The following is a 26,455-nucleotide window of genomic DNA, read 5'->3' as shown; positions in this document are numbered from 1 at the left end:
TGCCGGCCTCCTTCAGCCGAATCGCCTCTTCGACCGCGATCTCGTCGAACGGGTTCATCGCCATCTTGACGTTGGCGAGTTCCACCGCCGAACCGTCAGCCTTGACACGAACCTTCACATTCGCATCCACAACCCGCTTCACGGGCACAAGGATCTTCATTTGCCTGTCACCTCTTTCACGATAGCCACCTTTTTCAAGATAGTCGGGCGCGCTATAGCAGTGTGCGCACCTTCAGAGTTGTCGAAAGCCGACATTCCGGTCGGAATTCTAGTCTCCGACCGCCTAAAGCGCGTCGCATTTTGACCGGCCTCACGCGACGCGCTTCAGGTTGTTGTTTCATGCATGTCGTTATCGCAAGACCGCTGCACACTTTGCGCGACATGCATTCGTGTGGGAAAGCTTCCGTAGTTGCGGCGACCCCGCACGTCAATATCCGGGCCGCGCCCAAATCATCCGCGCCGCACTCAAATCGGTTCAGTCCGGACTGGAGGCGCTTCCCCGTCCCCAGCGCGGCGCCGGCTGCGCCGGCAGCGGCTCGCCTGGCGCCGGCTCTGCGGCAACAGGCATTTGGCCGGCCACCACCACTGCCTCTTCATCCGCACCGGCAAGCAGTGGTACGGCGCGGTTGCGCAGGATGAGCACCAGCACGGCCCCGGCGATGATGCCGCCGACATGGCAGGCCCAGGAAATCTGATCCTCGCCACCCGCGGCGAACATCACGATCTGGAACAGGATCCACAGGATGAGCGGGATGAAGGCCGGGATGCGCAGCGGAATGCGGGCAAAGGCTAGCACCCAGACCTTCACCCTGGGATAGAGGATGAGATAGGCGGCGACTACGCCGGCAATGGCGCCTGAGGCGCCGATCAGCGGAACCTGAGAGTCCCATGCGATCAGGCCCTGGAAGAAGGCGCCGGCGATGGCGCAGAGCAGGTAGAAGATGAGAAAGCGGATGTGACCGAGCGCGTCTTCGACATTGTCGCCGAACACCCAGAGGAACAGCATGTTGCCGCCGAGATGGAAAATATCGGCATGCAGGAAGGAATAGGTGACGTAGCTCAGGCTCTCCGGGATCACGACAAACTGCGGCGCCAACTCGACGCTGTCGTGGACGACCGACGGGATGAAGCCGAGGCCCAGCACCGCGGCGTTGGTGAACTGCTCGCCGCCAACCGCGGTGGCGAAGTAGATGAGCGTATTGAACGCGATCAGGCCGATCGTGACATATTGCTGCTTGATGTGGCGCAGCCGGTTGGTGTCATAAAGCGGGATGAACATCGGACCCCCTCTCGCCTCGGCGATTCAGCGGTTCTTGCCGGGAACCCATAGCACGTCGGCGTTTCCATTGTCATTGACCGCGCGTGCGGCGACAAACAGAAAGTCCGACACGCGGTTGATGTATTTTATCGCCTCGCGGCTGACGTGCTCGCCTGGGGCCTGCGTCAAAGCCACCATGACGCGCTCCGCCCGCCGCGCCACCGTGCGGGCGAGGTGAAGGGCCGCCGCCGCCGGCGTGCCGCCGTTGAGCACGAAGGATTTGAGCGGCTGCAAATCCTTGTTGAGCAGGTCGATGTCCTTTTCGACGCGGTCGGTCTGCACAGCGGTGATGCGCAGCGGCTCATAGCCGAGCGGCTTGCCGTCGTCCGGCACCGCCAGATCGGCGCCGAGGTCGAACAGATCGTTCTGGATGCGGCCGAGCATCGCGTCGATCGCCAGGTGTGTTGCCGCGGTGTGGATGCGGGCCATGCCGATGCAGGCATTGGCCTCGTCGATCGTGCCATAGGCGTCGATGCGCAGATCGGATTTCAGCCGCCGCTCGCCGGTGCCGAGGCCGGTGGTGCCGTCGTCGCCGGTGCGGGTGTAGATCTTGTTGAGCTTGACCACGCTCCGCCTCCTAAAAGCCCTCACTTGCGGGTGAAATACACCGCCAGCATGATCAGCACCAATGCCACGAACTGCAGCAGCACGCGCGTCTGCATCAGCTTGTTGGAGGTCATGCCGGAGCCGCCGCGCATCATGTTGATGAGGCCGCGGATCAGCACGATTACCACGGCGACCATGACGAGGACAGCTAGGATGTTGAAGACGGTTGCCATAGTGTGTTTCCAGTCGATTGCGTTCAGGCGCGTTTGGCAAGCAGGCGGTAGAGCATTGATGCCGGCAGGATGCGTTTGAGGACAACGCCGATCCTGGCCGGCACCGTTACCACATAATGCGGACGCGGGCGCCGCGACAGAAGCGCATGGCGCAAGGCGGCATGAACCACCTCCGGCCCGGGCTTCAGCCGTGACGTGCTGCCACCGGCCTGCAGCCGTTGCAGCTGCGCCTCGTAGGCGAGGCGGTGGACGGAATTCTCACGGTCGATATTCCTGAGAAACCACACAAGGCCGTTGCTGGCGATCTTCGATGTCACCGGCCCCGGCTCGATCAGCGAGACATGGATGCCGCTGCCCTGGAGTTCCTGATGCATGCTCAGCATCAGTCCTTCGATCGCGTGCTTCGACGCCGAATAGGCGCCGCGAAAGGGCAGCGGCGCCAGGCCGAGGATCGAGGAGCAGTGGACAAGACGGCCATGGCCCTGGCGGCGCATCACCGGCACGACACGGCGGGTGAGGTCATGCCAGCCGAAGACATTCGCCTCGAATTGCTCCCTGAGTGCCGCGACCGGCAGGTCCTCGACGGCGCCGGGCTGGGCGTAGGCGCCGTTGTTGAACAGGGCATCGAGCCGTCCGCCGGTCCGCTCCAGCACCGACGCCACCAGCGTCTCGATGGAGCCCGGTTCGCGATAGTCCAGATAGAAAGCCTCGATGCCATCGGCCTCGAGGGCGGCGATGTCCTCCGGCTTGCGTGCCGTCGCGAACACCCGCCAGCCTTCCGCCTTCAGCGCCCGCGTGCAATAGGCGCCTATCCCGGAAGAAGCTCCGGTGACGATGATGGTGCGCAACTTTTCTCCGGGAGGAAGCGTTGTTTGAGCCAGGCTTGCCATTTGCTGCAATCCCTTCCCATATTCGCGGCGTCGAGACAATCGAAGGGAACGCGGTTCTTGTTGCGGAAGATCGTAGCCCTCAAACGCGTGCTCTATGACGCGTTCGGCCATTTCGATGCAGACGATGGCTGGGCAATGGCCAGTCATCTGGCGATCACGGCGCTGATGGCGCTATTCCCTTTTCTGATTTTCGCCACGACACTGGCCAGCTTCCTCGGCGCACAGGCCTTTGCCGACACCGCCGTGCACCTCGTCTTCGACACCTGGCCCGAGCAGATCGCCAAGCCGATCGCGCGCGAGGTGCTCAACGTGCTCACCGTGCAGCGCACCGACCTGTTGACCTATGGCGTGCTGCTTGCCGCCTTCTTCGCCTCGAACGGCATCGAGGCGCTGCGCACCTCGCTCAACCGCGCCTACCGCGTTTCGGAAACGCGCGGCATCATCTACCGCCGGGTGCAGAGCATAGCCTTCGTGCTGATCGCCACGGCAGGATTTCTGGTGATCAGCGTGCTTCTGGTGTTTGCGCCGTTGCTGGCGCGGCTGGCCGAGGCCAATTTCGAATGGGTAAAACCCTATATGGGAACGATCACGCTGTGGCGTTACATCATCGCCTCGATCGTCATCGTCGGCGGGCTGTTCGCGGTGCATTACTGGCTGCCTGCGGGCAAGCGCCGCTTCGTATCGATCATACCGGGCATTATCTTTACGCTGATTGCCTGGCTTATCGGGTCGACCATCTTCGCCGCCTATCTCGACCGTTTCTCGTCCTATGTGACGACCTATGCCGGCCTTGCCTCGATCATGGTCGCGGTCGTCTTCCTCTATATGGTCTCGGCGATCTTCATCCTCGGCGGTGAGCTCAATGCCGCGATCAGCCGCTATCTGGAGGCACGCGCCCGAGTTGGCTGATTCTTGTTTGGCTGAGCGGTTGCCAGCCCGACTCCGAGCGTCGCGATCGCCATGCCGACGACCTGGACCAGGTTCAACCGCTCGCCGAACAATAGCCAGGCGATGCCCGCGGTGACGGCCGGGACCAGATAGAACAGCGAAGCGACTTTCGACATCTCGCCGTCGCGGATCATCACCATCAACAGGAAGATGGCGCCGATCGACAGCACCAGCACCAGCCACGCCATGGCAAAGATCAGTTCGCCATTGACGACGACGGTTCGCTTCTCGAAGGCGAGCGAGGCAAGAAGCATCACCGACGCGCCGCCGACATATTGCCACTTGGTGGCCGCCACGAGATCGCCGCCGGAGGCGAAGCGCTTCTGCCAGATCGTGCCGGCGCTCATGCCGAGCACCGAGACAAGCGAGGCGGCCAGCGTCTCGGCCGTCACGCCGCCGCCGAGCGCACCGAGCTTCGGCCAGAGCACAATGACCACACCGACCAGACCGATGCCGAGACCGGCCCAATGGCGCGGCAGGATGGCCTCGCCGAGAAACCTGCCGGCCATCACCGCCGTGATCAGCGGCTGCAGCCCGACGATCAGGGCCGAGAGCCCGGCCGGCATGCCCCTGTGGATGGCCCAGAACACGCCGCCGAGATAGACGCCATGCATCAGGATGCCGGCGCCAGTCGCGTGGAGCGCTTCCGCACGCGTCGCCCGCCTGGAACCGAGTGCTGCCATCAAGGCGGCCAACAGGACGGCGGCCAAAACGAAGCGCGTAGCCAGGAAGGTGAAGGGCTCGGCCCAGGGCATGGCGTAACGCGCGCCAATGAAGCCGGTCGCCCACAGGACAACAAAGGAGGCGGGGATGAACCGCTTGATGCTGTGCATTTTCGGAAGGCTGCCGCGTGATCGGTGTGGGTTGAGTGTCGCGACTGCTGTAATGCGGTTCAACCGGGCAAGCAAAACCAAACGGTTGATCCATAGGCTCATTCGAATTGAAGGATGCGCTCATATTTGCGTTCGTATGCGCCGATCTAGAACCCAATCAGCCGCGTGACATCGGCCGGTGATGCGCCGGCCGCGCGCAAGGCGGCAAGGCCGGTGTCCGCAAGACTCTTCGACAGCTTTCGTCCGTCCGGGCCGAGGACGAGACGATGGTGGAAGTAGCTCGGTCGCGGCAGGCCGAGGATCTCCTGGAGCAGGCGCTGCACGCCGGTGGCGGAATAGAGGTCCTGGCCGCGTACGACATGGCTGACGCCCTGCAGCGCGTCGTCGACGACGACGGCGAGATGATAGCTTGTCGGGATTTCACGGCGCGCCACGATGACATCGCCCCAGTCCTGCGGCCGGGCTTGGACCGCACGTGTTGCGGAAAGCCTCTCATCCGAAAATTCCAGCCACGACAGACCCGTGCCGACGCGCGCCATCGCAGCATCGACGTCCAGCCGCCAGGCGAAGGGCGCATTCTCGGCGATCCGTCGCTTGCGTTCCCTCATCGGCAATGCCTTGTCGACGGCGGGATAAAGCGGCACGCCGTCCGGGTCGCGCGGCCAGTTGCGGCCGCGCTTTTCGCTGGCGGCAATGAAGGCGCGGATTTCGCCGCGACTCATGAACGCCGGGTAGACGAGCTCTTCCCTGATCAGCCGGTCGAGCACGGCCTGATAATCCGCGAAATGCTCCGATTGTCGGCGCACCGGTTCTTCCCAGCCAAGCCGCAGCCATTTCAGATCGCAAATAATGCCGGCCTCGAATTCCGGCATGCAGCGCGTCGTGTCGATGTCCTCGATGCGCAGCAGCAGCCGCCCGCCTGTTGCCCTCGCCAATCTTTGATTGAGCAGCGCCGAATAGGCATGGCCGAGATGCAGTTCGCCATTCGGGCTCGGTGCGAAGCGGAATGTCAGGAGTGTCATCGTTCGGCGGCAATCGGGTTGTGCGGCGCTTTCGCCAGTTGCTACTTTGCGCCTGGTTACATCTGCCATTTTGCGCCGGGAACAAGCAGACATGCAACGCATCGCCACGCTCGACGACATCTCGCGAGGGCTGGACGCGCTCTGCCTGCTCGACCTGCGTCTTGAAAAGGTGCGCGGCATGGCCGGCGAGGTGCCGCTTCGTCTCTCCGAGCCGGGGTTCAGAAGCCTTGCCTCGATCATCGTCTCGCAGCAGGTTTCCCGCGCTAGCGCCGACGCCATCTTCGGGCGGCTGACAAAACTCGTCGATCCGCTGACGCCGCAAGCCATTCTCGCCGCCGACGATGCCATCTTTCGCGAGGCCGGGCTGTCGCGGCCGAAGCAGCGCGGCCTGATCGCCGTCGCCCAGGCGGTGGTCGATGGCCTCGACCTCGATCATCTCTGCTTGCTCGACGCCGCTGAGGCGATCACGGCGATGACCAAGGTGTCAGGCATCGGCCCGTGGACGGCGGAAGTCTATCTTCTGTTCGCCGCCGGCCACCCCGATGTCTTCCCGGCACGCGACGTTGCCCTGCAGAGCGCGGTCGGCCACGCGCTCGGCATCGACCCGCGACCGCCCGAGAAAACACTGATCCAGCTCGCCGAATCATGGAGCCCATGGCGAGGTGTCGCATCGCGGCTTTTCTGGGCCTATTATCGCGAATTGAAGGGCAGGGACGCCGCGCCTCCGGACTGAATTCGCAAAAAAGCATTGAAATCAGACGCTTTTGGCGTGGCGTTTGATCGACAAGCCGCTTCACATCCCTGTCATGTCGGGCTTACAGTATCCGCGCCGACAGGTTCGAGAGCTAAGGAGGTCAATGACGTGACGGTTGCCGTATCTCCGGATGGGCTTCCAGCACTGGTGCTGAACGCGGATTACCGTCCGCTCAGCTATTACCCCCTGTCGCTCTGGTCGTGGCAGGACGCCATCAAGGCGGTGTTCCTCGAGCGGGTGAACATCGTCGCCGAATACGAGCACGCCGTGTCGTCGCCGACCTTCTCGATGAAGCTGCCGAGCGTCGTCAGCCTCAAGGCCTATGTGAAGCCGTCGCGGCATCCGGCCTTCACCCGCTTCAACGTCTTCCTGCGCGACCGTTTCCAGTGCCAGTATTGCGGCACGCCGGAGGATCTGACCTTCGACCATGTCGTTCCCCGCCATCGCGGCGGCGCAACGACGTGGGAGAATGTCGTCGCCGCCTGCTCGCCCTGCAATCTGAGGAAGGGCGGCATGATGCCGGCGCACGCCAAGATGTGGCCACTGCAGAAACCCTTTCAGCCGACGGTGCATGACCTGCACAACAATGGCCGCCTGTTCCCGCCCAACCATTTGCATGAAAGCTGGATGGATTATCTGTACTGGGATGTCGAACTGGAACCATAGAGTTCGGCAGAAATCCGCCATGCCGGTCGCCTGACGCAGCTTTCTGCGCTTCCGGTGCTCACGTACTTGAGTACGCTCCGCTCCGGTTCTCGAAAGCCACGTCATGCGCTCCGGCCTGACGAATTTCTGGAGAACTCTGCGCTGTGCCACTCAGCCGCGTGCAAAGGCGCTGCGGAAGGCGATGACCGCCAGGACAAAGCTGGCGATGGCGTTCCAGCCGGCCAGCGACAGGCCGAGGATGCGCACAGCCGCCTTGTCGCAGGTGGGCGGGACGAATTGGTCGAGCGCATCGAGCACGCCCTTGCCGCCGGTGTCGACCGGTCCGGCAGCCGCTGCACAGTCGGTCGGCCCCGGCCACCACGCCCATTCGACGCCGGAGTGATAGACGCCGAGATAGACGCCGTGGACCATCAGCAGGCCGCCGGCGGCCAGCAGGCCGCGTGTCAGCCATGCGGGAGCGCGCAATGTCGACGCAAGCGCCGCCAGCAGCATCAGCGGCACGCCGATGTAATAGGGGGTGCGTTGCTCGAGGCAGAGCTTGCAGGGGATGTAGCCGCCGAGGTGCTGGAAGGCCAGCGCCGAGCCGACGGTGGCGGCCATGGCGGCGGCGAGGAATAACGCCGTCCGTATGCGCTGGCGTCCAGTGTCGGCATTCACGGTCGCTGTCATCGATCTACCGTTCGCCTTCTTGTTGAGCATGATCTTTTCCGAAAACCGGTTCCCACTTTTCGGGATCATGCTCTAAAACGCGTATTTGACGACGATATAGAGCGAAATCAGGGCAGCGGCGCCGGCGCCCGCGATCATGCCGAGGCGCTTTTCGATGAACTCGCGGATCGGTTCGCCATAGCGGCGCAGCAGCCAGGCGAGGAACAGGAAGCGGGCGCCGCGCGCCACGATCGCCAGCACGATGAACAGCAGCAAAGGCGTGCCGATGACGCCGGACAGGATCGTCACCACCTTGATCGGCGGCAGATGGGCGAGGCCGGAGGTGATCAGCATCAGGATGATGAATCCGGTGCCCGCCGAGACGCGCAGTGTCTCAAAGTCGTCATACTTGCCGTAGAATTCAAGGATCGGCCGCGCCACAGTGTCATAGGCGTAGTGGCCGATGTACCAGCCGGCTATGCCACCCAGAACGGAGGCCAACGTGGCGACCAGCGCGTAGCGATAGGCGCGATCCGGCCGTGACAGCGCCATAGGCAGATACAGCACATCGGCCGGCACCAGGAACACCGAGCTTTCGACGAAAGCGATGAAGGCCAGCCACCATTCGGCGGATTTCTTCGCCGCCAGCGACAAGGTCCAGTCGTAAAGTCCGCGAAGCATCGGCACTCCTGATGCAAGTCGCCCAAAATGCGCAGTGCCTTTGGGACCACAATGCATAAAAACCAAGACCAGAAGCGCGCCACATGAATCTCTCCAGACGCGACGCGCTTCAATGCGCTGCCTGTCTAGAAAGATTTTTCGCGCCGCACAATGGCCGTAGCTTCACGAAATCGAAAGGCCAAGCCTGAGCGAAGGCCACATCCCCGGAATTGGCCAGTTGACGAACGGGCCTCCAACCGTATAGTCCGCGCCCATCCAGGCCGCCCGGCCTGAGCCCCTATGGCGGAATTGGTAGACGCGCTCGACTCAAAATCGAGTTCCGCAAGGAGTGCTGGTTCGATCCCGGCTAGGGGCACCACCACCTTTATACCGGTGTTGATTTGCCGGACCTTTTTCTGATTTTTGTCCCACTCTTTGTCATCGACTTTTTCGGTGGGACAATTTCGTCCTGATTTGTTCCGGAATAACCAAGAGATGGGCGGCCTGTCCAGCCATCCGGCGGCGTTGCGCCTCCTCGTGTAGTGCGTCGTTTGCTGCTTGGTGGTCCAACCGAAGATCGCCATGAGCTGCTCGTCAGTGGCACCGTTCTCGGCTGCGATAGTGGCTCCTGCTTTTCGAAGGCCGTGAAGGGTGCAGTGGGGCAACTCCGCTTGATCGCACCAGTCCCGCATTTTGTTACCAAGTGAATTAACGGTGAATGGTTTTCCCCACTCCGACGTCAAGAAGGTCAGGTCACCGCAGGCACTGGCGTCGATTGTCGCCCTCAACTGAGGAAGAATGGGAAGCTCCACCTCGACACCCGATGGCGTGCCTCGAACTGACGCACCTCTGCGACGGACCATGTGTGAAATCCATCGCCAGATTTCAGACGCTTGATCCCGAGAGCTGGATTGCTCCGGACGATCTCGTTCTCAATCGCCCAACCGTACATGGCCGAGATGACCTTCACGACCTCATTCTGAGCACCTGGCGTCGAACGGAGATCATCTCGAATTTCGAGGACGTGCTTCCGCTCCAGGAGGTCGAAGGGGAGTGTCCCCCGCTTGCTGCCGCTTTTGTGCTCGCTGTTGCAGATTTCATCGAGAACCGATGACCGTCAAGCCAGGATTTTGGGTGAGAGCCTTACAACAACAGCTTATTCGGCAGACGCGAGCGGCCGACAAACTGGACGCCATTGGCGGCGATAGCGCTGTTGCCCGAATAGATGCCGAACGTCGCACCGTCCTTCTCGAGATCGAGGAAAAGGCAGTCCGTTACATCGAGCTGAAACTGGGAGTTATGTCCGCTGGCAATGCTCTGCGCGTATACCGCGAGCGTCACCGCTCCGGGATGATGGCGCGGGCATCTGACGCTTTCGCGCTCATCACGCGCGGTCAGTACTCGGGTCTGGCAACCCAACCGGTGAAAGGCGGCGAAGTCCTCATCGCATTGCAGCGCGACGGGCAGTCCAAGGTCGCCGACGCCGCTGTCAAAGGGCGCGCGTTTTCAGCTCTACCTGGCCCTGAGGCTAGCCGGCTATTACGAGTTTGCCCAGTTTCGACCCTCCGTGCCATTCATTGCCGATGACATAATGGAAACCTTTGACCATTTCCGGTCCGAGGAGGTTTTCAGGTTGTTTGGCGAGATGGCAAGTGCGGGTCAGGTGATCTACCTCACGCATCACCAGCACCTATGCGAGATCGCCAAGGCCGTTGTGCCGGGCGTAACGATCCACGAGCTCGGATAGTTGCCTGCTGTCGCGTGGCATGAGTTGATGCCCCTGCTACCAAAGACGATTTTCGTTGGCCGAACCTTGGATGGCCGCTTCGCGCCCAATGGCAGTCATTCTCACGGCCCCGTCCATTCGCCAATAGCGGACATTGCTATCGCAGTGGCTGCAGGCTGCAGGTTGCTTTGCGCCAAAGGGCAGACATTCGAATCCTAACGGCGACCTCGATTGCGCGCCGCTGAAAACCTTCGCGGCGTTATTTATTTTGGCGCGGCCGGCGAGAATGAGAAGGCGGCCCAGAAGTTCCAGCCTTCAGGCCTGTTTTGGCCAGCGAATTCCCAATACGCCTTGACGTTGAACGCACCTTGAATGCCGTCGCCGGCAGGGAAGAGATAGCCGACCTGCGGGCCTATTCCGGCGACGCGGGATTTGAAGTCGCCAAGGACTGCACCGGAGCCGCTGTCGCCGGTGACCTGCTGGTAATAGTAGCCAACAACGCCAACGAAGAACTGCTCGTTGAGGAACTGCGCTGCGCCCCAGTCGATGTGCATGTCCACGCCGCTCTGGTAGTCGGTATCAGGATTCTCGAAATTGTAGTTGAAGCCGAGTACGGCCGACGCTTCAGTTCCGGTGGAAGGATTGAAGTATGTGTATCCCCCGCCGACATCGATTGCTCCATGTCCAATGCCGAGATTCGCCAGTCGCTCCGCCTTATAGGCGCCGACTGGAATGTCCCCGGTGACGTAGGTCATGTAGTTGTGGACGCCTTTGTTCCATTTCAACGTCGCAGTGGGGTAAAGATCGCCAAAGGCCGTGATCGAATCTGATGCGCTTGCTGAAATCTGGTTTCCGTTTGGACCTTCAAGGATTGCGTCGACGGAGGCTTCGTTGCGGCCTGCTATGCCAATCACGCCTAAAGACAATTGCGCGCCAACCACCGCCTCTGCGAACGTATAGGTCGGGCCGAAGAGAATGATATCGCCCTGGCCTTCGAGACCCAGGCTGACCCCGCCGCCGCGTGGAAACTCTTGGTCGGCGCCGGCATCGACGGATGCATGGTAGTAGACGGTCGTCCACGTCCATCCAGGCTCCACAGGCGTCGCGGCAAAACTGCCATACTGTCCTGGCAGCCAGAAACTTATGCCGTTCTCGTCTGCAAACGCAGCGTCAGGAAGATCGGCGAGCACTGTCAAGACTACCAGAAGTGCGTATCGTCCCCGCATCGATATCTCCCCGTTGATAGCGCGTTAGTTGGCCTTGGGCGGTGAATACGGGTCCGGCGTTCCCGGTCTTATGAGAGGCTCCTCAGCCACCGACGCTTGATGGGCCTTAAGTACTTCGCCCATCGGCCACCGCACCCAAAAATGCTGCGCTGTTTCGTTGTTTATTTGATACTCTTCTTTAGGGTCGTCATACAGGTTGTACATACGCGGAAAATCAAACGTCATCTTTTCGTCGGTTCCCCGCTCGACCTCTTTGAACATCATTTTCCAGTTGCGCCACTTCACGCCGAACAGGTCGTTGCCGACATACACAACGACGCTGTCGCGGCTGGATTTCTGCTGAGTGCCCGCGAGGAAAGCGGACTGGTCCAAGCTATCAATGATGCGGTCGCTCGGGACTTTGCCTCCCGTCCACGCCGCCAACGTCGAATACAGATCCATTTCATGGACAATCTCGTCGGACACAACTCCAGCCGGTATCTTGCCGGGCCAGCGGACGATAAACGGAACACGGAGCGATCCTTCAAGGCCAGTAAAGTAAGAACCGCGCCAGGGTCCAGACCATCCGTGCTGACCAGGGATCATCTCAGGGCCGTTGTCGGATGTGAAAATGAAGATAGTGTTGTCGGAAATACCCTTCTCTTCCAGGCGGTCGAGCAGCCGGCCGACATAAGTATCCATCTGGATCAGCACGTCGCCCCATTTGCTCTTGCCGCTAGCGCCGGCGAATTCCTTGCTCGCGACCACCGGCATATGCGGGATGGTGTAAGGTACGAAAAGAAAGAAGGGCTTCTTCGCGACCGTCTGGCGGTCGATGAAGTCAAGCGCCTTGGCGGTTAGCTCGCCGTCTATCTCCGGACGCACGTCAAGATCGTAGACTTTGACCGGCTTGGGCTCCGCACCTTTGCGGCCGTCATAGACGTACTCCGCAACGGCATACGGACTAATCTGCTCCTTCGCGACTGCGTTGAATTGTGCTTGGGACGGCCAATAGCTTTCGTCGGTCGAATTGGGAATTCCGTACCACTCGTCAAATCCCTGATCGGTCGGGTAGCGTCCCGGCGTCTGACCGAGATGCCACTTGCCGAACATGGCTGTCGTATACCCGGCATCCGAAAGCATTTCTGCCATCGTGTATTCCCATTGGGTCAGGCCATACATTCCTGTATCGAGCGGCACCGATCCGTTTCCGGTGCGAACCGCATAGCGCCCCGTCATCAGCGCGGCCCGAGACGGTGTGCATTGCGCTTCAACGTTGTAGTTTGTCAGGCGGACTCCTTGCTCTGCAAGCGTATCGAGCCTCGGAGTCGCCCCGCCGCGCGTGACCCCGCCGCCGTAGGCTCCAATCTCGCCGTAGCCGAGGTTGTCCATCAAGACCAGAACAACATTGGGCTTGTCTTGGGCGCTCGCGGCGGTTGCTACGACCAGCCATAGCCGCTGACATCAAAAGTCGTTTCACCCGATCCTCCCTACCTCGTTTTCCGAGGCTCACAATTACTTTCCGAATTCCGTCAGGCTGACCGCCTTGGGATTGGGATATTGCTCCAGCGTCTTCTGGTATTCGCCAATCGCCTTGAGATACGGACCGATAACCCAGGCGGCAGTGCCAATGATGTTGACCTCTTCGCGTTGGTCCGCCTCGATGTTGAAGACGAGCGGAAATCCCGTCGTCTCGACCCGATTTCCTCCGAGGCCGTACATCGACGGATTGCCTTCGGAAGGCACGAATTGTTTCGGATAGAGCCGAAACTCCCGCCACCTCACAGCCGCGATTTCTTCGCCCAGGAAAGTGATCAGACTATCACGGTTGGACTTCGGTTGAGCGCCTGTCAGGAAGGCACTCTGATCCACGCCGTCGATGGGGCGATCGGTTGGAACCTTTGCTCCAATAATGCTGGCTAGCGTGGGAAACCAGTCGTGGACAGCCACCATCTCGTTGCTTGCACGCGGCGTGATCTTTCCTGGCCATTTGATCATGCCAACCGTGCGAACCGACCCTTCCAGCGCATCGCCAAGCTCGCCTCTGAAGGGGCCGTTCGAGCCGCTTCGCGAGTCGAACGGCCCGGCGGTCGGAGCGGCCGCGTTGTCCGACAGCCAGATGACAATCGTGTTGTCCTCGATCCCCGCCGTCTTGATGGCGTCGAGTATTTGGCCGGTGCGGAAATCGAGTTCCATGACAGCGTCGCCATAGACGCCGATCCGCGACTTTCCAGTAAAATCTGGACCAGCCAATGTCGGATAGTGCGTATGCGTGAAGCCTACGTACAGAAAGAAGGGCTGCTTGGCGTTCGCCTCTCGGTCTATGTATTCGATCGCCGCCTCGGCAATGTCGCCTTCGACCTGCCGTCGGTATTCGACCGTGTATGGCCGCACCTTCTGCAGCTTGCCTTCGGCGTCGCTTTCCCAGACCCACGGCTCGGCTGCCGCAATCGCGGCCTCCGGCATCCCCGCTCGCTGCATGCTATCGCGATACAATGTGCCGTCGGTGCTCTCCAGCACGCCCACCTTGTATTCGTCGAAACCTTGCCGCGTCGGCCAGCTCTGCTCGCTCGCGCCGAGATGCCATTTCCCGACGATGCCGGTGGCGTAGCCTTGGCTCTTGAACAGTTCGCCCAGGGTGACTTCGTTCTCCTGGAGGGTGTTTGGAGTGCCGCCCACGATGATGGTGCTCAGACCTGAGCGAACTGAATAACGCCCCGTCATCAGAGCTGCTCGCGAAGGCGTGCAGGCTGGCTCCACCAGATATTGTGTGAACCTGAGGCCACTGCTTGCGATTTCGTCGATGCGTGGCGTCGGCATTCCGCGAACGTCGCCACCTCCATAGGCGCCGATATCTCCATAACCGACATTGTCGCCCAGCATGATGACGACGTTGGGTTTCTCTTGCGCAGTCGCCACTGAAGAGACAGTGGCCAAAAGAGCAACTATCGCGATGCGTCGCATTTGTTGGGTTCCTCTAGGGTCATTTCATCAACTCGATGTCCGGCAGCTTCCATGTCCCGTCGAACAGCCCCTCCTTCGGCGTGTAAAAACGAAGCATGGGGTAGAAGCCCTTGCCGGGAATCGTCTCGATCCAATTGCTTTCCATGCCAGCCAGCGATGTTGGGCCGAAGTAGAGATCGACAGAACCGTCGGCGTTGGTCTTGAGTTCGTCGAGCGACGAGCGGGCCGAGTCGTTGCCCGAGTTCTGGATCATCGAGCGGGTGCCGGTGTCGTATAGCGTCAGCGACCAGAACTGCGCGGCTGGCGCGTCCTTTGGCACGTTTAGGCGATACGACTTGCCGCCGTCCAAGCGGTTGCCGTCCTTGTCCCTGAACGCCTGAACGTAGTTTCCGCCGGGACCGGCCTTCATCACACCCAGGGCGGGCGTCGTATAGATCGCGCCGTAGGTGTAGTGCAGCCGTTCATCGATCTGGCCGTATGTGTCGGTCTGCTGGACCGGATTCACCTGGAACACCCAGTGCCACTTTGTGCCTGGAAACGGCTCGGGTTGGCCGAATCTCTCGGGTCCTTCGAACAGCATCACACGACCCATGGCATCGCCCATCTTCGCCGCCTCTTCGAGGATCGCGCGCTGGCGCGCATCGGGTTTGAACTCCTTGCCTTTCTCGATACCCAGCGGCTTCAGCATACCCATGAAGAACAGGTCGCGGTTGTGAACCGGGTTGTTGTTGATGTAGTCCGAAAGACGCTCCCAATACGCCATCCCCGTGGGCGGAAGCGTATTCGCGGCCTGCCCCGACATGGAGATGAATTTGTTCGGCCTGGGATTGTCGCTTTCGCTCAACGGATAAACCTTCACGCGCTTAACCGCCTGTACCGCACCGTCTTGGTCGCCGTTCTCGATGATGCCGCGAACCATGACGTTGTAGTTGTTCATCGTCCCCTGAAGGACGTGATAGCCGGTCTTGGGCACGTCGCCTTTGTAGCCTGGCGGCAGCATGAGGAACTTGCCCCCGTTGGCCCCGTCGGGGCCCGGCAGGCCAAGGTCAGTGATGGACCTTTGCCAAAAGTCGTCGATCAATCCGACGATCGCTCCGGGCGGAATTTCGACAACAATCGGTCCCGTCTTCCCAAGATCGACGTTGGCCAATGCGTAGATGGTCGTGTCGTTGGCGGTGAGCCAGAGGCCCTCGGGGTCGGCGAAGTTGTCGGCAATAGTCAGATCGTTAAGGTCGAGGCCCAAATCCCGCTTGAGCCCGACGCGGATGGACTCGAACGAGACGGCTGGATAGGCCCATAAGTAAGCTTGCACGGCGCGCTGATAGTCGATCTCATCGAAGAGCTTCTGCGCGGTTTCGTCAGTCGGGAATCCCAACCGGAAGTTCAACGTGCCGATGCGCGTGTCCACGTTATCGGGCGTCTGAGCCTGGGTGCCGGAACAGACCGGCGTCATACCTAGCACTGCCGCCATAAGGCATTGCTTGCGGGTGATCTTCATGGCTTTCTCCTCCCAAGGGTTCTTCTTGTTAGTTCTTTGACAATGGCGACCGGTGCACGCACTCGGGCGCTATCCGCCGCTACGAAGTAACGCTGCTCGACGTGGAACAGCCGGGCATATTAGTTCGCTCAGGCCCAAAATCCGTAGACGCGCTCGATCAGCCAGAAGGAAGCGACTCCACCGATGCAGTAGGTTGCGCCCACCATAGGCAGGGAGTGCGACCAGCTTGCGTCGGGGCGGACAACGCGAATCCAGAGTGGGCGCAGGATCGCAAACAAAGCCATGACGGCAGCGATGAATAGGAGTTGCCCAAGCTCCACTCCTATGTTGAAAAACAGGAGCGCGACCGGGATGGCATGGCCAGGAAGTCCAACCTCGTTCAGCGCGCCGGCGAAACCCAGCCCGTGCAGCAGGCCGAACGCGAAGGCGATGAGCCAAGGAATGCGAGCAGCGAGGCTCTCCTGGCCTCTGCTGACATTCACAATCTCCACCGCGACAAGAACAATGCTGAGCGCGATTGCGGCCTCGACCGGCGGTCCGGGCACATTGAGGTAGCCAAGCGTCGCCGCGCCGAGCGTGATGCTGTGCGCGACGGTGAAGGCGGTCACCGTCAGACAGATGCGCTTCCACCCCCGCACCAGCAGGATCAGCGCCAGGACGAAAATAAGATGGTCGACGCCGAAGAGTATGTGCTCGACGCCGAGCCCCAGATAGGCGTCGGCCACCTGTCTCAGCCCCATTGAGGCCGGAACCTCGAAGGAAGGGCGGGCCGGCGTCAGCCGCGTCGTGCTGGTCTCGCCGTTCAGCCTCTCGATGCGCACCAGCACATCTGTTCGGCTCTCGGGCAAACCGTCGATTATTATCGTTTCGCCGGCCAAGCCGGTCGGCGCACGAACGCTCCATCGCTCGACATAGGCATCGCTCAGAAAGGCGCCTTCGCGTTGCGTTGCCTCAACCGCGCTCTCGGGTAGCCTCGGATAGATCGCAAGCCGCCGCTCGCCTAGTGCCGGCGCTTTCCAGGTGATCGCATAGACATCCGGCGCGCTTTCGGCGATGGCGAGATAGGCGGGGCGAAGGTCATGGGCCTGCGCCTGGCCTGCCATGGCCGTCAGAAGGAGGCATATGCCAGCCAGCAGGCGGATCACTGCGCCGCCCCGACAACTGTCGCTGAAGGCGCGCCGGGCAGGTCCTCGACCTTGATAACGTAGCGGGACCGCAACTCCTCGTACAGCGCGTGGGCGGCAACGACTTTGCGGGCATGGAGCCATTCCCTGCGCGCGGCGTCACGGACCTGCTCGAACGGCAGTTGGCGCGCTTCGACACGCTCGCTCACCCGCACCAGGTGCGTGCCGTACCCCGAGGTTACCGGACCTTGCCAGGTGCCTGGCGTCGCCTTGTCGATCCAGGCTGCGAAATCGGTGCCAAATGTCTGCGCCACGTCTGAAATTGCTAGGTCGCGGAAATCGGAACCTGCGAGCAACGGGCTGCCCGCCGTCGAGGCGTCTGCTGTTCCTGCATTCAGGGCCAGGCGCAAACGTTCCACCTCCGCTTCGTTCGCGGTTTGCGCGCCTGCTGGGAAATAGACCTGGGTGAAGGAGACGCGTGGCTCGCCGCTGAACCGATCCGGATGATCGGCCACGAAAGCCTTCAATTCGGCGTCCGTCGGCTGGACGTCGGCGGAGAGGTCAGCGACGAACTCCATCTTCTGCCTGATACGGCGGCGGACGATTACGTCGTCACGGTCGAGACCCATGGCGACGCCCTCGCGGTAAAGCACTTCATCGCGGATGTAGTCCGCTATCAGCGCTTCCCTTTCGCTCGAGGTCGGCGGCCGCTGCCATGTCTGGCTGAAAATCGCCTGCAGGCTGGCGATCTGACCGGCACTGACGACGATTTCGTCGGGAGCCGCCTCGTCACCTGTGGTCCACTGGTACACTCCGAAAAGGGCCGCGCCGATGACGAGGAAATGCAGCAGCGGTTCGCGCAGCAGCTTCGTGAGAACAGCGCTCGTCATTGCGGTGCCTCCGACAATAATGGATATCTCACGCTAGACCTCTTCGTCGGGAGGGCGGCAAGTGCCGTTCGGACCCGCTCCTGGCCGTCCGCCGGACCATAGAACCGAACCAGCCCGTGGCTCTCGGCAGCGGCGGCATCGAATGATCCATCGACGAGCGCGCGGACAACCTTTTCGTCCGTCACGATGACAATGTCGCCCTTAGCCGGGCCGTCGGCGTGAACCTTGACGGAGTAGCCTCTGGCGGTCGGCGTGTACGTTGTCCACATCACGGCAGGTATCAACACGACGGAGAAGCTTGGGCCGCCGGTGGCAGGAGCGGCGGCGCTCATCCGCACGCCGAGGCCGGTCATGCTCGCTGCGGCCTGGCGAAATCCGCTCCCAAACAGATCCTTTGCCGGGTTCTCGGGGCGCGGCGGCAGGATGCCGGACTTCTCGGCCTGCCAGACGGCGGTGCGCACATGCAGCGCGTTCGGTAGCACCCAGTTCAACAGGCCGAGGGCGAGGTCGCTGGGTTTTCATAGCCGCATGCGAAGGCGGAGGGCGGGGCGACGGCGAGAAGAGCCGCCGCCGCGAGCGGCCTGAACCGCCATCGGCGGGCCCTATTTGCCGGAGCATTTTTCCACATGACCCTTGCCCCACGATCACCCTTCCGGCGTGTACCAGATCGGCGACGTGTAAGCGCGCTCCTGCCCGAACATCGGTACTTCAGGAGGCATCTTCACGCCGAAACGCACCGCGTCATAGGCGGTCCAGCGCGGCGTCGGGATTTCAAGCACGCGGGCGTAGTAGACCGCCCGCAGCGCGGGATCGAATTCCGGGTCCGTCCATGTCTTGATCAGTTCGGAAGCGCCGATCGTGTTCGTCCAGGTGGCCGTTGCCACGTCGACTGTGTTGCCGACCGCAGGCAGCTTGCCATCGGCGCCGGGCACGCGCTCGTCCGACCAGACGACGTCGTAGACCTTCTCCTGGCGCGCGCCTGCGGCGTCGATCCAGCCCTTGACGATCTGGATACGGTCGAGATTGCCGCCGATCGGATCCTTGAGCGCCGCGACCAGGAAGGTCGGGGACTTGCCGGCGGGCGCGGCGCGGAGGTCGCCGCCCATCGGAACGCCCTTGCCATATCCTGCGAAGGCGGGGTTGCGTGATTGCGCATCGGCTTCGGCGAAGTCCCAGCCGCCGAAGAAGCGCACCAGCATGCGCGGGCCTGTCGTGGCATAGACCTCCTTGCGGCGCATGGCGTCCCAGATCGCCTCGCGCGTATTCTCCGTCGCCCAGACGCCGGCATAGCCGGAGGAGACCTGCTGCCAGCCGGTCAGGAACAGATCGCCATTGCGCATGAATTCGTGTTCGAAACGAGTCGGGGTCGGCTCCGCCCCGCTGTGCTTGCCGAAGAAGTTGTCCTCCTCGGCGGTGGCGAGCGAGGTGTGGCTGTCGGTCGAGCCGATCATGCCGAACTTGTAAGGGTTCGTCCCGAGCTTCGCCTCGAGCTGGAGGCCGATCTGCAGCGCCGAGCGAGCATACTCGCTTTGCAGCATCTCCGGCTTCTTCGCTTCGCTGAGGTTCAAATTGCCCTTGTCCCAGAGTTCGTAGCCGGCGAATTCGTCGTTTGGTGACAGGTATTGATGCGTCTCGCCGTCCCCTTTTATCTGTGTTGCCTCGTAGAGCGGCTCCCAGTGAGCACGTGTCTTTGCGTATTCCGCCGACAGAGGCTGGCCGGTTGCCGGGTTGGTCTCTGTCGGGAACATCCAGGCGTTCGACAGATTGCCGTTGTGTGCGATGGCCAGCACCCGACCACCAGTTTTGTCCTCGTAGGCCTGGAGATGTTTCCACAAATCCTCCGGAGTAGTGCTGCCCTGCGGAGGATAGGTCGTGAACGGTAGGGTCTGGACCGCCTTGTCGCCGCCGTCGCGATAGATCACGACACGGTGCAGATTGTTGCCGGGCGGCACCTGCGAGGTCCACTCATAGCCGATGAAGGCGGTGAAATGCCCCGGCTCGTTGTATTTCTCCGCCGCGGCGATGATCTGATCCCAGGTCGAGCTGTAACCGTCCGAGCCCGGCAGAAACTGCAGCGCTGGCGGAAATGTGCCGCGCGAGAAGTTGTCGATGATCTCGAGCGCAGCCTTCACGCCCTCCTGTCCACCGGCCTGAACCATATCGTACCATTTGCGGCCGGTCGGGTCGGCAAGCATTTCGGGCTTGCCCGAAAACAGGGCAGGGAAGAAGCCCATATTGTCGGAGTGGTCGGCAATAACGAGGAAATCGAGCGGTCGCGACAGCTTCACCCTCTCGCCGCCGGAAGCCGTCAGCTCCTCGCCGCGCGCGAAGCGGTATGCGTCCTCGAAGCCGAGCCGATTGCCGAAGGCGCCTGCATCCATGGATGAGCTGGTGTGAAGATGCGTGTCGCCCCAGAACACGCGGCTGGGGAAGTTACGGCCGGCGTACGGCGAGTAGCCGGGGGCCTTGCCTGGCGCAGCGGCCGAGGAGTCGAGGGTACCGGCGTCGTATTCGTCGACTGCGCCAGCGCGGGCGATGCGGTGAGCGCAGTCGCAATGGCCAAAGCGTAAGCCAAACGCCGATTGTTAGTTTTCTGTGCCGTGTAACGGCGCAAACGATGAGTGGTATTCATGGCTCTCTCCAATACCGTTTCCTCTACGGGGCGGTCCCTAATGACGGAGCGATCAGACATAAGAAGCTTCTACTCATCACCGGCATCCTCCCTCTTTGATTCCGACAGTCTCCCCGGCAGCCTCCGCATCTTGTTGGCGATCCAGCAGGACACCTGGAATTTGTCAGCGGCCCCCCTTGGCACCAATCCGATGCCACGAAAGTGTAGCACTGCAGCTTGAGTTTCGTGACGCTGCTCCAGTTGCCTTGAGTAGCTTTGCAATCCTGTCCGGCAACGGCGCGGACTGAGGATGTGCACGCATTGGATACCCAATTGCGGTGGAAGGCTATCGGAATCCTGCAACCGCGAACGCTGGCGCCCATCGAATGAATTGCTAACGTGGCCTCAGACAAATAAGCTTTGCACTGGTCCAATGAGCGCAGTCGGGCCGAGGGGGCGGCGCAGTGAACGTTGAACCTCGCCATGTTGAGATGCTTGCCTCGATCGAGTCCCGCTACTCGGACTTCGATTTGATGGCGGCAAGTGCGATCGACTGGGACCAGAAATACGAACATATAAACCGGGGCAAATTCGCGGGCCGCATGGCTCAGGCAGTTCTAAATACGCTGCAACTCGGGCGTGAAAGCTGGAGCCCGGGAATTATGCTGCGCGGCAGCGCTCCCCCTCGCAGTTGGGTCATCGCGTTTCCTATCGTCGCCGACGGCTCCCTTCACCTGCGAGGCCGAGAAGTGGCGGCAGGCCAACCGCTTCTTGTCGGGCCGTGCGACGACATTGCTTTCACGGCGAACGGTCGCACCGATCTCGCCTTGGCAGCAATCCCGGTCGACCAGATCGAGCGATGGATGCAGATACGCCGAGGCGAGCCGGGTCTCGATCGGAAACATCTGGATCGGCCATGGAAAATTGCCGAGCGCGAGATCGTGCGCCGGGGCCTAGCCTTGGCCAGATTGCTCAAGACGTTGCTGGACCGTGAGGGTAACGAACCTTCAGAGATGGTTCTGGCAGCAATCGAAGATCGGGTCGTCGATGTCGTTTTGGGAATGGTGCCCTCTACAGAGGTTGCAGAACCGCTGCACCGGAGAGCTCGTGTCGCTCTTAGGCTGCGCGACATGTTGATTGGCAGTCTGGAGACACCGTTCAGCATCAGCACGATGTGCGAGGCCCTCGGTGTCAAAGAACGAACGCTGTTCCTGGCCTGCGTGGAGGCGTTCGGACGCCCGCCCAAAGCGCTGCTTCTCGAACTGCGGCTCAATGCCGTACGGCGCACCCTCACGCACCCTGCCGACGACCAGACAGTTACCGCCGCTGCGTCGGGCTTTGGCTTCTGGCATTTGGGCGAGTTCTCTGCGGAGTATAAACGGCAGTTCGGGGAACTTCCCTCCGCCACACTCGCCAAGGCTACCGGTACAAACCTCGCCCCTTGAAAGGTGCATTGAAGCGAGAGTCCGCTTTTGGGGTCAGATGACCACGATGCCTCGCGCCTCCGCAAATGTCAGGTTTTGAGGATTCGCACCTTGAAGCTGCCAGTCTGCTGTCGGCCCCATTTCAAGCCACGCCGATGCTGTGACGTCTACAGCGGCACGGTTTGAACTTGCGACCCCTTTGCCGTGCAAGTTTGCCAGTCGATCGCTATCGATTGGTCCCGGTCAGGCATCGAAGAGGTAGCTAGGTTTCGGTGAGACAATCTCGACGAAAAAGATAAGGATCTTGAATGGCCTGTTCTGTCCCACTTTCGAAATTGAGCGTTGAAAAGGTTCAAATCTTGCCTCCCGGCTAGGGGCACCATTTCCCACCCGAGAACCTTGGAAAGCTCGGTGGGAGGTTATCCCAGGCGCACCTTGGGATAGCTGCAAGTGAGGCCGGGCCATTGCGTACTGGGTCGCTGTTACATCGGCCCCGGCACCATCTTGGTCGGCTGCTCCGGCATCGGAAACGCGTAATTGTCGCATTTCACGTCAGGGTTCGTCGGGCTGAACATTCCGAGCGGGTTGTCTTTGAACAGCCAGGCGTGAAGATCGTAATGGTAGAACTCCGTCGGAATAAGCGGATAATGCCCCTCCATCGGCCCCTGGAATGTCTGTCCAAACAGTTTCGGCGGCTCCTTTGTGTCGGGCGTCAGCGGAACAAGCCATTCCACGGCCACCAGGCGCAAGCCGCCGTCGACCGGCTCATAGATAAGGACATTGGGGCGCGTCGGATCTGGTGTCGGGCTGACGCTCGCGACGTTGACGAAATGAATGCCCATCGCGCCCTTAGGGTAATCCATAGCTCCAGCCACTTTTTCACCGCTGTAATAAACGCATCCGACTGTCGACAGATAGAGGTCGCGGATGGCGGCCTTGTAGTCTTCGTACTTGGATAGCGATTTTTTCAGGGCCTCGATCTCGGCCTTGTCCGGCTCGGCGGCCTGACCTGCGGCCGCAGTCAGGCAGGCGCCGATGAGGCCAGTCAACGCGAGAATACTGCGGCGCCTGAAGTAAGTGGTTTTCGTCATGCATTCCTCCCAGTTTTTTGTTCTGGCCGTGCAAGGCGGCAATGATGCTGGTTGCGCGGCCGAGATTGTCGCCGATGCTAATCCTTTCCGCTGGTTGGGAGAATTAACCCTGATGACCTAGGCCCTCGACACAGCGATTGGTTCTTCGACTGAGCCTGAAAGGGACCGTCGACGGTCGCTGCCGACCGGCCTGCGGCCGCCAATCTCCAACGTCTGCGATTAGCTAAATCCCACCACGACTTCGTCATCCCAGGGTGGAGCAAGGAGCGAAGCGACGCGGGGCGGACCCTGGGATCCATTCCGTAACATCAGCCGAAGAATGCAGCGGCTCAGAAGGCGCTTGCATCCGCAATATTGCCAGCTAACCTTCCTCCAGACTGGCTATGCCCCCATGATCGCGAGCCAGAAGCGCGGCACGATCCATATCGCTTCACCAGCCGCTACGGCGTGCAGCGCTGCCCACCAGCCTACCGCCGTCCCAGCAAGCTCTTCACCCGGTTGCGCAGCAGGCGCGCCATGTGGCGGGTTTCGCGGTAGAGGTGGAGCTGCGACGCCGCCTGGCGGGCGAGGCGGTCGGCGTCGGGCGTCAGGCCGACGACCAGCGTGCCGATCGGCCTGCGCTCCATCCACAGCCGGCTCATCACCGGATGGTCGGGCACGGCGCAGGAATCGCTGATCATGATGTTGGGGTCGTCGAGATGCTGCCTGGTCACCTCGATCATCAGCAGCGTGCCCGGCGAATAGGCGGCGAGCGTCTCGTCATAGGCCGTCTTCCAGGTGTAGGCGACGCCGGCCTCGACAAAGACGATCAGGCTGGCGATGGTGCGGTCATCGAGCGTCAGTGAATGGATGCGGCACAGATCCCGTTCGGCCAGCCGGTGCACGGCCTCGCGGGCAAAGGCGGCGCGGTAGCGGTCGATGGCCATGGCGGTGCGCTCGCGGCCTTTCCAGCCGGCGGCCTCGAGCGTCAAAAAACGCTCGATGGCATGGCGGATGTTTTCCGGTCCGCGCGCCACCAGATGCTCCAGCCTGCCGAGGTCGGCGAGGCGGCGCTTCAGGCGGCGGAACTCGCGATAATGGTGCGAGCGCAGCGAGGCCTTCAGATACTCATCGCCGTCGATCTCGCTTTCGAGCATCGGGCGTTCGGCCTTGCCGGTGGTGACCAGCGTCAGCCCACGCGTCTCGGCGACGGTGGCCAGCAGGCTGGCCACCGGGCCGTCGAGCCGGATGTCGGGCAGCACGAAGACTTTTGGCAGTTTGAGATGCGGCCGCGACAGCATCGCGAAGAAATCCTCGATGACGCCGACGGGATCGTCACGGTCGACCAGCGGCGTGCCGATCGGCCCGAACGGGCTCGACCATGTGCGCATCACCCGCACGCCCAGCGGCGTCGCCGGCCGCTCCACCGAGAACGGCACCAGCAAGCGCAGCCGGTTGCGGTATTCGTCGCCGTCGCGGATGACCGCCAGCCGCACCTCGCGGTCTTCCAGTCGCGGCATGGCGGGTGCCAGGAAGCGCGGATTGAAGAACACGTTGGGCTCGATCGTGCGGGCGCAGAGATAGTCGAGTTCCTCGACCAGGTCGAAGCCGGCGGAGGCGGCGTAAATAGCCAGTTTGCGCTGGGGTCGGCCGTTGGCCAACAATTCGATATGGGCGGGGTCGGCTTCGCGGGCGAGCCCGGCGAGGCCCGACACCAGGGCGCCGGCCGGGCCGCCGCTGGTTTCCTCGAGCAACGGGATGGCGGCCATCAGGCGGCTCCTTTGGCTACGAAGATGACCATGACGATGCCGAGCCTGCGCCAGACCGTGAAGGCCAGCGCGCCGGCCTCGAAGATCATGGCAAAGGCGGTGGCCATCGCCGCGCCCCACAAGCCGAAAAGCGGGATCAGCACCAGATTGAGGCCAATGTTGAAGGCCAGCGTCATGGCGTAGACGGCGGCGCAGATGTTCTGGTTGCCGCTCATGGTGAGCAGGCTTTCGCAGGGGCCGACGGCGGCGCGGGCGACGACGCCGACGACCAGCAGGAACAACAGCGGGTAGCCGGCAACGAATTCAGGCCCGAACAAGCCCAGCATCGGCTCGCCCAGCACCAGCACCAGCAGCGCCATCAACAGCGATGGCCAGAACGTCCACGACACGGTTTCGCGGGCGAAGGCGGCGAGCTTTTCGGGCTCGCCATGGGTGAATTGCGCGTAACGCTGGGCAACGCCCGCCTTGACCGCAAAATAGACGAAATGCACCAGCGCCAGCGTCTTGACCGTGGCGAAATAGACGGCGACGTCGATAGGATTCATATAGGCGCCGACCATCAGCACGTCGGCATTGGTGAGCAGGAAAAAGAAGCCTTCGACCAGGAAGATCGGCAGCGACACGAGGAACCATTGCGCGAAATGCAGCTTCATCGGCCCGGCCGGGATTTTTTTGTCGATGCGCGCAGTGATGCCGATGAGCTGGCCGAGCGTGGTGGCATAGGCGGCGGCGATCGAGGCGAAGATCGCCGTCCTGGCGTCGGGCGCAAAGCCGACCTGAAGCATCAGCGCCATCAGCGCCAGGATCAGCACCGGCCGTACCAGATAAGTGGGCGCCAGCGCAAACAGCGCCCACGAGTTGGCCCGCGCCAGCCCCTGCAACAGGTCGGACATGGCGATCATCGGCATGCAGATGAGGCCGAGAATGAACGGCACGACATAGTAGTTCTCGATAAAGGGCGAGAGCAGCCAGACGCCGAGCGCGCCCAGCCCGGCGATCGCCGTCGAGGCAACCAGCACGAACAGGCGGCTGGTCAGCACGATGCCGCGCAGTTCGGCCAGCATGTTGCGCTCGCGATATTCGGGAATGAAGCGGATGACAGAGGTGTGGAAGCCGAGGCAGGCGAGGTTGCCGACGATGACCATCGTCACCCAGACAAGGACAAAAATGCCGTATTCGAACGAGCCCATCCAGCGCGCCATCAGCACCTGGCTGACGAAGGCGATGACGGCGCTGACGATGCGGATGGAAAAGGCAATCAGCGACATGCGGCTGGCTTCGCCGCGCTCGTCGGCGGTGAACAGCACGGCATCGACGCGGGTAAGCAGCGGCTTTGCGCGCAGCGCAAGGCGCTGCGGCAGGAACCGCCCGGCTGTCGTCGCCGCGGAAAAGCGCACCCTGATTACACTCCGTTTTCCGCCTCTTTTCTGGCTCTGCGTCTAACGAAAACACATTAAGAAACGGTTGGGTGGGGTGGAGGGAGTGCTCCCTTCGCCCCGTTTCACGGGGAGAAGGTGCCGGCAGGCGGATGAGGGGCAGCGCCGGCCTTGTGCCATGTTCACCGTTCGCGGCAGAACGCGACGAAACGACAGGCCAGTTGATGGAAAGAAATAAGAGCTGAAGGCCCATTTCCGCTGTCGGCGGGACAGCATCCCC

At 61.7% G+C, this 26,455-nt stretch carries 24 protein-coding genes, 1 tRNA gene and 3 pseudogenes; 7 read left to right on the top strand and 21 right to left on the bottom strand.

Annotation, left to right across the window (positions count from 1 at the left end):
- The 5 genes and pseudogenes from NMG70_RS33460 to NMG70_RS32020 all read right to left on the bottom strand — a co-directional run.
- A pseudogene (locus NMG70_RS33460) lies at positions 1-160 on the bottom strand (electron transfer flavoprotein subunit beta/FixA family protein); the annotation flags it as partial.
- A gap of 315 nt (positions 161-475) precedes the next feature.
- On the bottom strand, positions 476-1,279 hold the full coding sequence (locus NMG70_RS32035; RefSeq protein ID WP_254028185.1) for a rhomboid family intramembrane serine protease: 804 nt from the start codon (positions 1,277-1,279) through the stop codon (positions 476-478).
- Between the two features lie 24 nt (positions 1,280-1,303).
- On the bottom strand, positions 1,304-1,885 hold the full coding sequence (locus tag NMG70_RS32030; protein ID WP_254028184.1) for a cob(I)yrinic acid a,c-diamide adenosyltransferase: 582 nt from the start codon (positions 1,883-1,885) through the stop codon (positions 1,304-1,306).
- A 20-nt stretch (positions 1,886-1,905) separates the two neighbouring features.
- Positions 1,906-2,097: a twin transmembrane helix small protein gene (locus NMG70_RS32025; RefSeq protein ID WP_023797244.1), complete on the bottom strand. Its 192-nt coding sequence runs from the start codon at positions 2,095-2,097 to the stop codon at positions 1,906-1,908.
- 23 nt (positions 2,098-2,120) lie between these two features.
- Entirely contained in the window at positions 2,121-2,987 is an 867-nt protein-coding gene (locus tag NMG70_RS32020) for an SDR family oxidoreductase (protein ID WP_254028183.1), read from the bottom strand.
- A gap of 57 nt (positions 2,988-3,044) precedes the next feature.
- On the opposite strand from NMG70_RS32020, the gene NMG70_RS32015 reads away from it, so the two are divergent.
- A complete protein-coding gene (locus NMG70_RS32015) occupies positions 3,045-3,896 on the top strand; it encodes a YihY/virulence factor BrkB family protein (RefSeq protein ID WP_254018332.1) in 852 nt (283 codons plus the stop codon).
- On the opposite strand, the gene NMG70_RS32010 is transcribed toward NMG70_RS32015, so the two are convergent.
- On the bottom strand, positions 3,866-4,768 hold the full coding sequence (locus NMG70_RS32010; protein WP_254028182.1) for a DMT family transporter: 903 nt from the start codon (positions 4,766-4,768) through the stop codon (positions 3,866-3,868). The genes NMG70_RS32015 and NMG70_RS32010 overlap by 31 nt on opposite strands.
- A gap of 146 nt (positions 4,769-4,914) precedes the next feature.
- Entirely contained in the window at positions 4,915-5,790 is an 876-nt protein-coding gene (gene gluQRS / locus NMG70_RS32005) for a tRNA glutamyl-Q(34) synthetase GluQRS (protein WP_254028181.1), read from the bottom strand.
- Between the two features lie 91 nt (positions 5,791-5,881).
- Between gluQRS and NMG70_RS32000 the strand changes: the two genes are divergently transcribed.
- Together NMG70_RS32000 and NMG70_RS31995 are read left to right on the top strand one after the other, a co-directional pair.
- Complete coding sequence (locus NMG70_RS32000; RefSeq protein ID WP_254028180.1) at positions 5,882-6,523, top strand: DNA-3-methyladenine glycosylase family protein; 642 nt, start codon at positions 5,882-5,884, stop codon at positions 6,521-6,523.
- Positions 6,524-6,652: 129 nt separating this feature from the next.
- A complete protein-coding gene (locus tag NMG70_RS31995) occupies positions 6,653-7,210 on the top strand; it encodes an HNH endonuclease (RefSeq protein ID WP_023797250.1) in 558 nt (185 codons plus the stop codon).
- 150 nt (positions 7,211-7,360) lie between these two features.
- Here the strand turns inward: NMG70_RS31995 and NMG70_RS31990 are convergent, their stop codons facing one another.
- Positions 7,361-7,879: a disulfide bond formation protein B gene (locus NMG70_RS31990; protein WP_254028270.1), complete on the bottom strand. Its 519-nt coding sequence runs from the start codon at positions 7,877-7,879 to the stop codon at positions 7,361-7,363.
- A gap of 72 nt (positions 7,880-7,951) precedes the next feature.
- A complete protein-coding gene (locus NMG70_RS31985) occupies positions 7,952-8,539 on the bottom strand; it encodes a YqaA family protein (RefSeq protein WP_254028179.1) in 588 nt (195 codons plus the stop codon).
- A gap of 273 nt (positions 8,540-8,812) precedes the next feature.
- Between NMG70_RS31985 and NMG70_RS31980 the strand changes: the two genes are divergently transcribed.
- A tRNA-Leu gene (locus NMG70_RS31980) sits at positions 8,813-8,897 on the top strand.
- Between the two features lie 160 nt (positions 8,898-9,057).
- On the opposite strand, the pseudogene NMG70_RS33455 reads toward NMG70_RS31980, so the two are convergent.
- Positions 9,058-9,381, bottom strand: a pseudogene (locus tag NMG70_RS33455) (tyrosine-type recombinase/integrase); the annotation flags it as partial.
- Positions 9,382-9,383: 2 nt separating this feature from the next.
- Between NMG70_RS33455 and NMG70_RS31970 the strand changes: the two are divergent.
- On the top strand, positions 9,384-9,632 hold the full coding sequence (locus NMG70_RS31970) for a hypothetical protein (protein ID WP_254028178.1): 249 nt from the start codon (positions 9,384-9,386) through the stop codon (positions 9,630-9,632).
- A gap of 29 nt (positions 9,633-9,661) precedes the next feature.
- Positions 9,662-10,265, top strand: a pseudogene (locus tag NMG70_RS31965) (ATP-binding protein); the annotation flags it as partial.
- A gap of 242 nt (positions 10,266-10,507) precedes the next feature.
- Here NMG70_RS31965 and NMG70_RS31960 read toward each other — a convergent pair.
- The 8 genes from NMG70_RS31960 to NMG70_RS31925 form a co-directional block, all read right to left on the bottom strand.
- The gene (locus NMG70_RS31960; RefSeq protein ID WP_254028177.1) at positions 10,508-11,470 is read right to left on the bottom strand and encodes a SphA family protein; all 963 of its coding nucleotides are present in this window, start codon (positions 11,468-11,470) and stop codon (positions 10,508-10,510) included.
- A 24-nt stretch (positions 11,471-11,494) separates the two neighbouring features.
- Positions 11,495-12,850, bottom strand: coding sequence for an arylsulfatase (locus NMG70_RS31955; protein WP_301555206.1), 1,356 nt, complete (start codon positions 12,848-12,850; stop codon positions 11,495-11,497).
- Positions 12,851-12,964: 114 nt separating this feature from the next.
- Entirely contained in the window at positions 12,965-14,413 is a 1,449-nt protein-coding gene (locus tag NMG70_RS31950) for an arylsulfatase (protein WP_254028176.1), read from the bottom strand.
- A 19-nt stretch (positions 14,414-14,432) separates the two neighbouring features.
- Positions 14,433-15,911, bottom strand: coding sequence for a DUF1254 domain-containing protein (locus NMG70_RS31945; RefSeq protein WP_254028175.1), 1,479 nt, complete (start codon positions 15,909-15,911; stop codon positions 14,433-14,435).
- 128 nt (positions 15,912-16,039) lie between these two features.
- The gene (locus NMG70_RS31940; RefSeq protein WP_367185637.1) at positions 16,040-17,056 is read right to left on the bottom strand and encodes a HupE/UreJ family protein; all 1,017 of its coding nucleotides are present in this window, start codon (positions 17,054-17,056) and stop codon (positions 16,040-16,042) included.
- Positions 17,053-17,925, bottom strand: a complete 873-nt coding sequence (locus NMG70_RS31935; RefSeq protein WP_254028174.1) for a peptidyl-prolyl cis-trans isomerase — start codon at positions 17,923-17,925, stop codon at positions 17,053-17,055. Before NMG70_RS31935 ends, NMG70_RS31940 begins: the two co-directional genes overlap by 4 nt.
- A complete protein-coding gene (locus NMG70_RS31930) occupies positions 17,922-18,416 on the bottom strand; it encodes a hypothetical protein (RefSeq protein ID WP_254028173.1) in 495 nt (164 codons plus the stop codon). The genes NMG70_RS31935 and NMG70_RS31930 overlap by 4 nt, the downstream gene beginning before the upstream one ends.
- A 153-nt stretch (positions 18,417-18,569) precedes the next feature.
- Entirely contained in the window at positions 18,570-20,306 is a 1,737-nt protein-coding gene (locus NMG70_RS31925; RefSeq protein WP_254028172.1) for a DUF3604 domain-containing protein, read from the bottom strand.
- A gap of 694 nt (positions 20,307-21,000) precedes the next feature.
- Between NMG70_RS31925 and NMG70_RS31920 the strand changes: the two genes are divergently transcribed.
- A complete protein-coding gene (locus NMG70_RS31920) occupies positions 21,001-21,981 on the top strand; it encodes a helix-turn-helix domain-containing protein (RefSeq protein WP_254028171.1) in 981 nt (326 codons plus the stop codon).
- Between the two features lie 461 nt (positions 21,982-22,442).
- Here NMG70_RS31920 and NMG70_RS31915 read toward each other — a convergent pair whose 3' ends face one another.
- The 3 genes from NMG70_RS31915 to NMG70_RS31905 all read right to left on the bottom strand — a co-directional run bounded on the left by NMG70_RS31915 (position 22,443) and on the right by NMG70_RS31905 (position 26,196).
- Positions 22,443-23,051, bottom strand: coding sequence for a hypothetical protein (locus NMG70_RS31915; RefSeq protein WP_254028170.1), 609 nt, complete (start codon positions 23,049-23,051; stop codon positions 22,443-22,445).
- Positions 23,052-23,518: 467 nt separating this feature from the next.
- On the bottom strand, positions 23,519-24,799 hold the full coding sequence (locus NMG70_RS31910) for a GNAT family N-acetyltransferase (RefSeq protein WP_254028169.1): 1,281 nt from the start codon (positions 24,797-24,799) through the stop codon (positions 23,519-23,521).
- Positions 24,799-26,196: a lipopolysaccharide biosynthesis protein gene (locus NMG70_RS31905; RefSeq protein ID WP_254028168.1), complete on the bottom strand. Its 1,398-nt coding sequence runs from the start codon at positions 26,194-26,196 to the stop codon at positions 24,799-24,801. The genes NMG70_RS31910 and NMG70_RS31905 overlap by 1 nt, the downstream gene beginning before the upstream one ends.
- Between the last annotated feature and the right edge of the window lie 259 nt (positions 26,197-26,455).

This window comes from Mesorhizobium ventifaucium (assembly GCF_935822925.1).
GTDB classification, from domain to species: domain Bacteria; phylum Pseudomonadota; class Alphaproteobacteria; order Rhizobiales; family Rhizobiaceae; genus Mesorhizobium; species Mesorhizobium ventifaucium.
This window is presented reverse-complemented; position numbering and strand designations above follow the sequence as displayed.

What these genes read in the sequence shown, in the direction of transcription:
- NMG70_RS32035 (WP_254028185.1), bottom strand. Translation starts at nt 1,279, where the DNA reads ATGTTCATCCCGCTTTATGACACCAACCGGCTGCGCCACATCAAGCAG.
- NMG70_RS32025 (WP_023797244.1), bottom strand. Translation starts at nt 2,097, where the DNA reads ATGGCAACCGTCTTCAACATCCTAGCTGTCCTCGTCATGGTCGCCGTG.
- NMG70_RS32020 (WP_254028183.1), bottom strand. Translation starts at nt 2,987, where the DNA reads ATGGCAAGCCTGGCTCAAACAACGCTTCCTCCCGGAGAAAAGTTGCGC.
- NMG70_RS32010 (WP_254028182.1), bottom strand. Translation starts at nt 4,768, where the DNA reads ATGCACAGCATCAAGCGGTTCATCCCCGCCTCCTTTGTTGTCCTGTGG.
- gluQRS (WP_254028181.1), bottom strand. Translation starts at nt 5,790, where the DNA reads ATGACACTCCTGACATTCCGCTTCGCACCGAGCCCGAATGGCGAACTG.
- NMG70_RS32000 (WP_254028180.1), top strand. Translation starts at nt 5,882, where the DNA reads ATGCAACGCATCGCCACGCTCGACGACATCTCGCGAGGGCTGGACGCG.
- NMG70_RS31990 (WP_254028270.1), bottom strand. Translation starts at nt 7,879, where the DNA reads ATGACAGCGACCGTGAATGCCGACACTGGACGCCAGCGCATACGGACG.
- NMG70_RS31985 (WP_254028179.1), bottom strand. Translation starts at nt 8,539, where the DNA reads ATGCTTCGCGGACTTTACGACTGGACCTTGTCGCTGGCGGCGAAGAAA.
- NMG70_RS31960 (WP_254028177.1), bottom strand. Translation starts at nt 11,470, where the DNA reads ATGCGGGGACGATACGCACTTCTGGTAGTCTTGACAGTGCTCGCCGAT.
- NMG70_RS31950 (WP_254028176.1), bottom strand. Translation starts at nt 14,413, where the DNA reads ATGCGACGCATCGCGATAGTTGCTCTTTTGGCCACTGTCTCTTCAGTG.
- NMG70_RS31945 (WP_254028175.1), bottom strand. Translation starts at nt 15,911, where the DNA reads ATGAAGATCACCCGCAAGCAATGCCTTATGGCGGCAGTGCTAGGTATG.
- NMG70_RS31935 (WP_254028174.1), bottom strand. Translation starts at nt 17,925, where the DNA reads ATGACGAGCGCTGTTCTCACGAAGCTGCTGCGCGAACCGCTGCTGCAT.
- NMG70_RS31925 (WP_254028172.1), bottom strand. Translation starts at nt 20,306, where the DNA reads ATGGATGCAGGCGCCTTCGGCAATCGGCTCGGCTTCGAGGACGCATAC.
- NMG70_RS31915 (WP_254028170.1), bottom strand. Translation starts at nt 23,051, where the DNA reads ATGACGAAAACCACTTACTTCAGGCGCCGCAGTATTCTCGCGTTGACT.
- NMG70_RS31910 (WP_254028169.1), bottom strand. Translation starts at nt 24,799, where the DNA reads ATGGCCGCCATCCCGTTGCTCGAGGAAACCAGCGGCGGCCCGGCCGGC.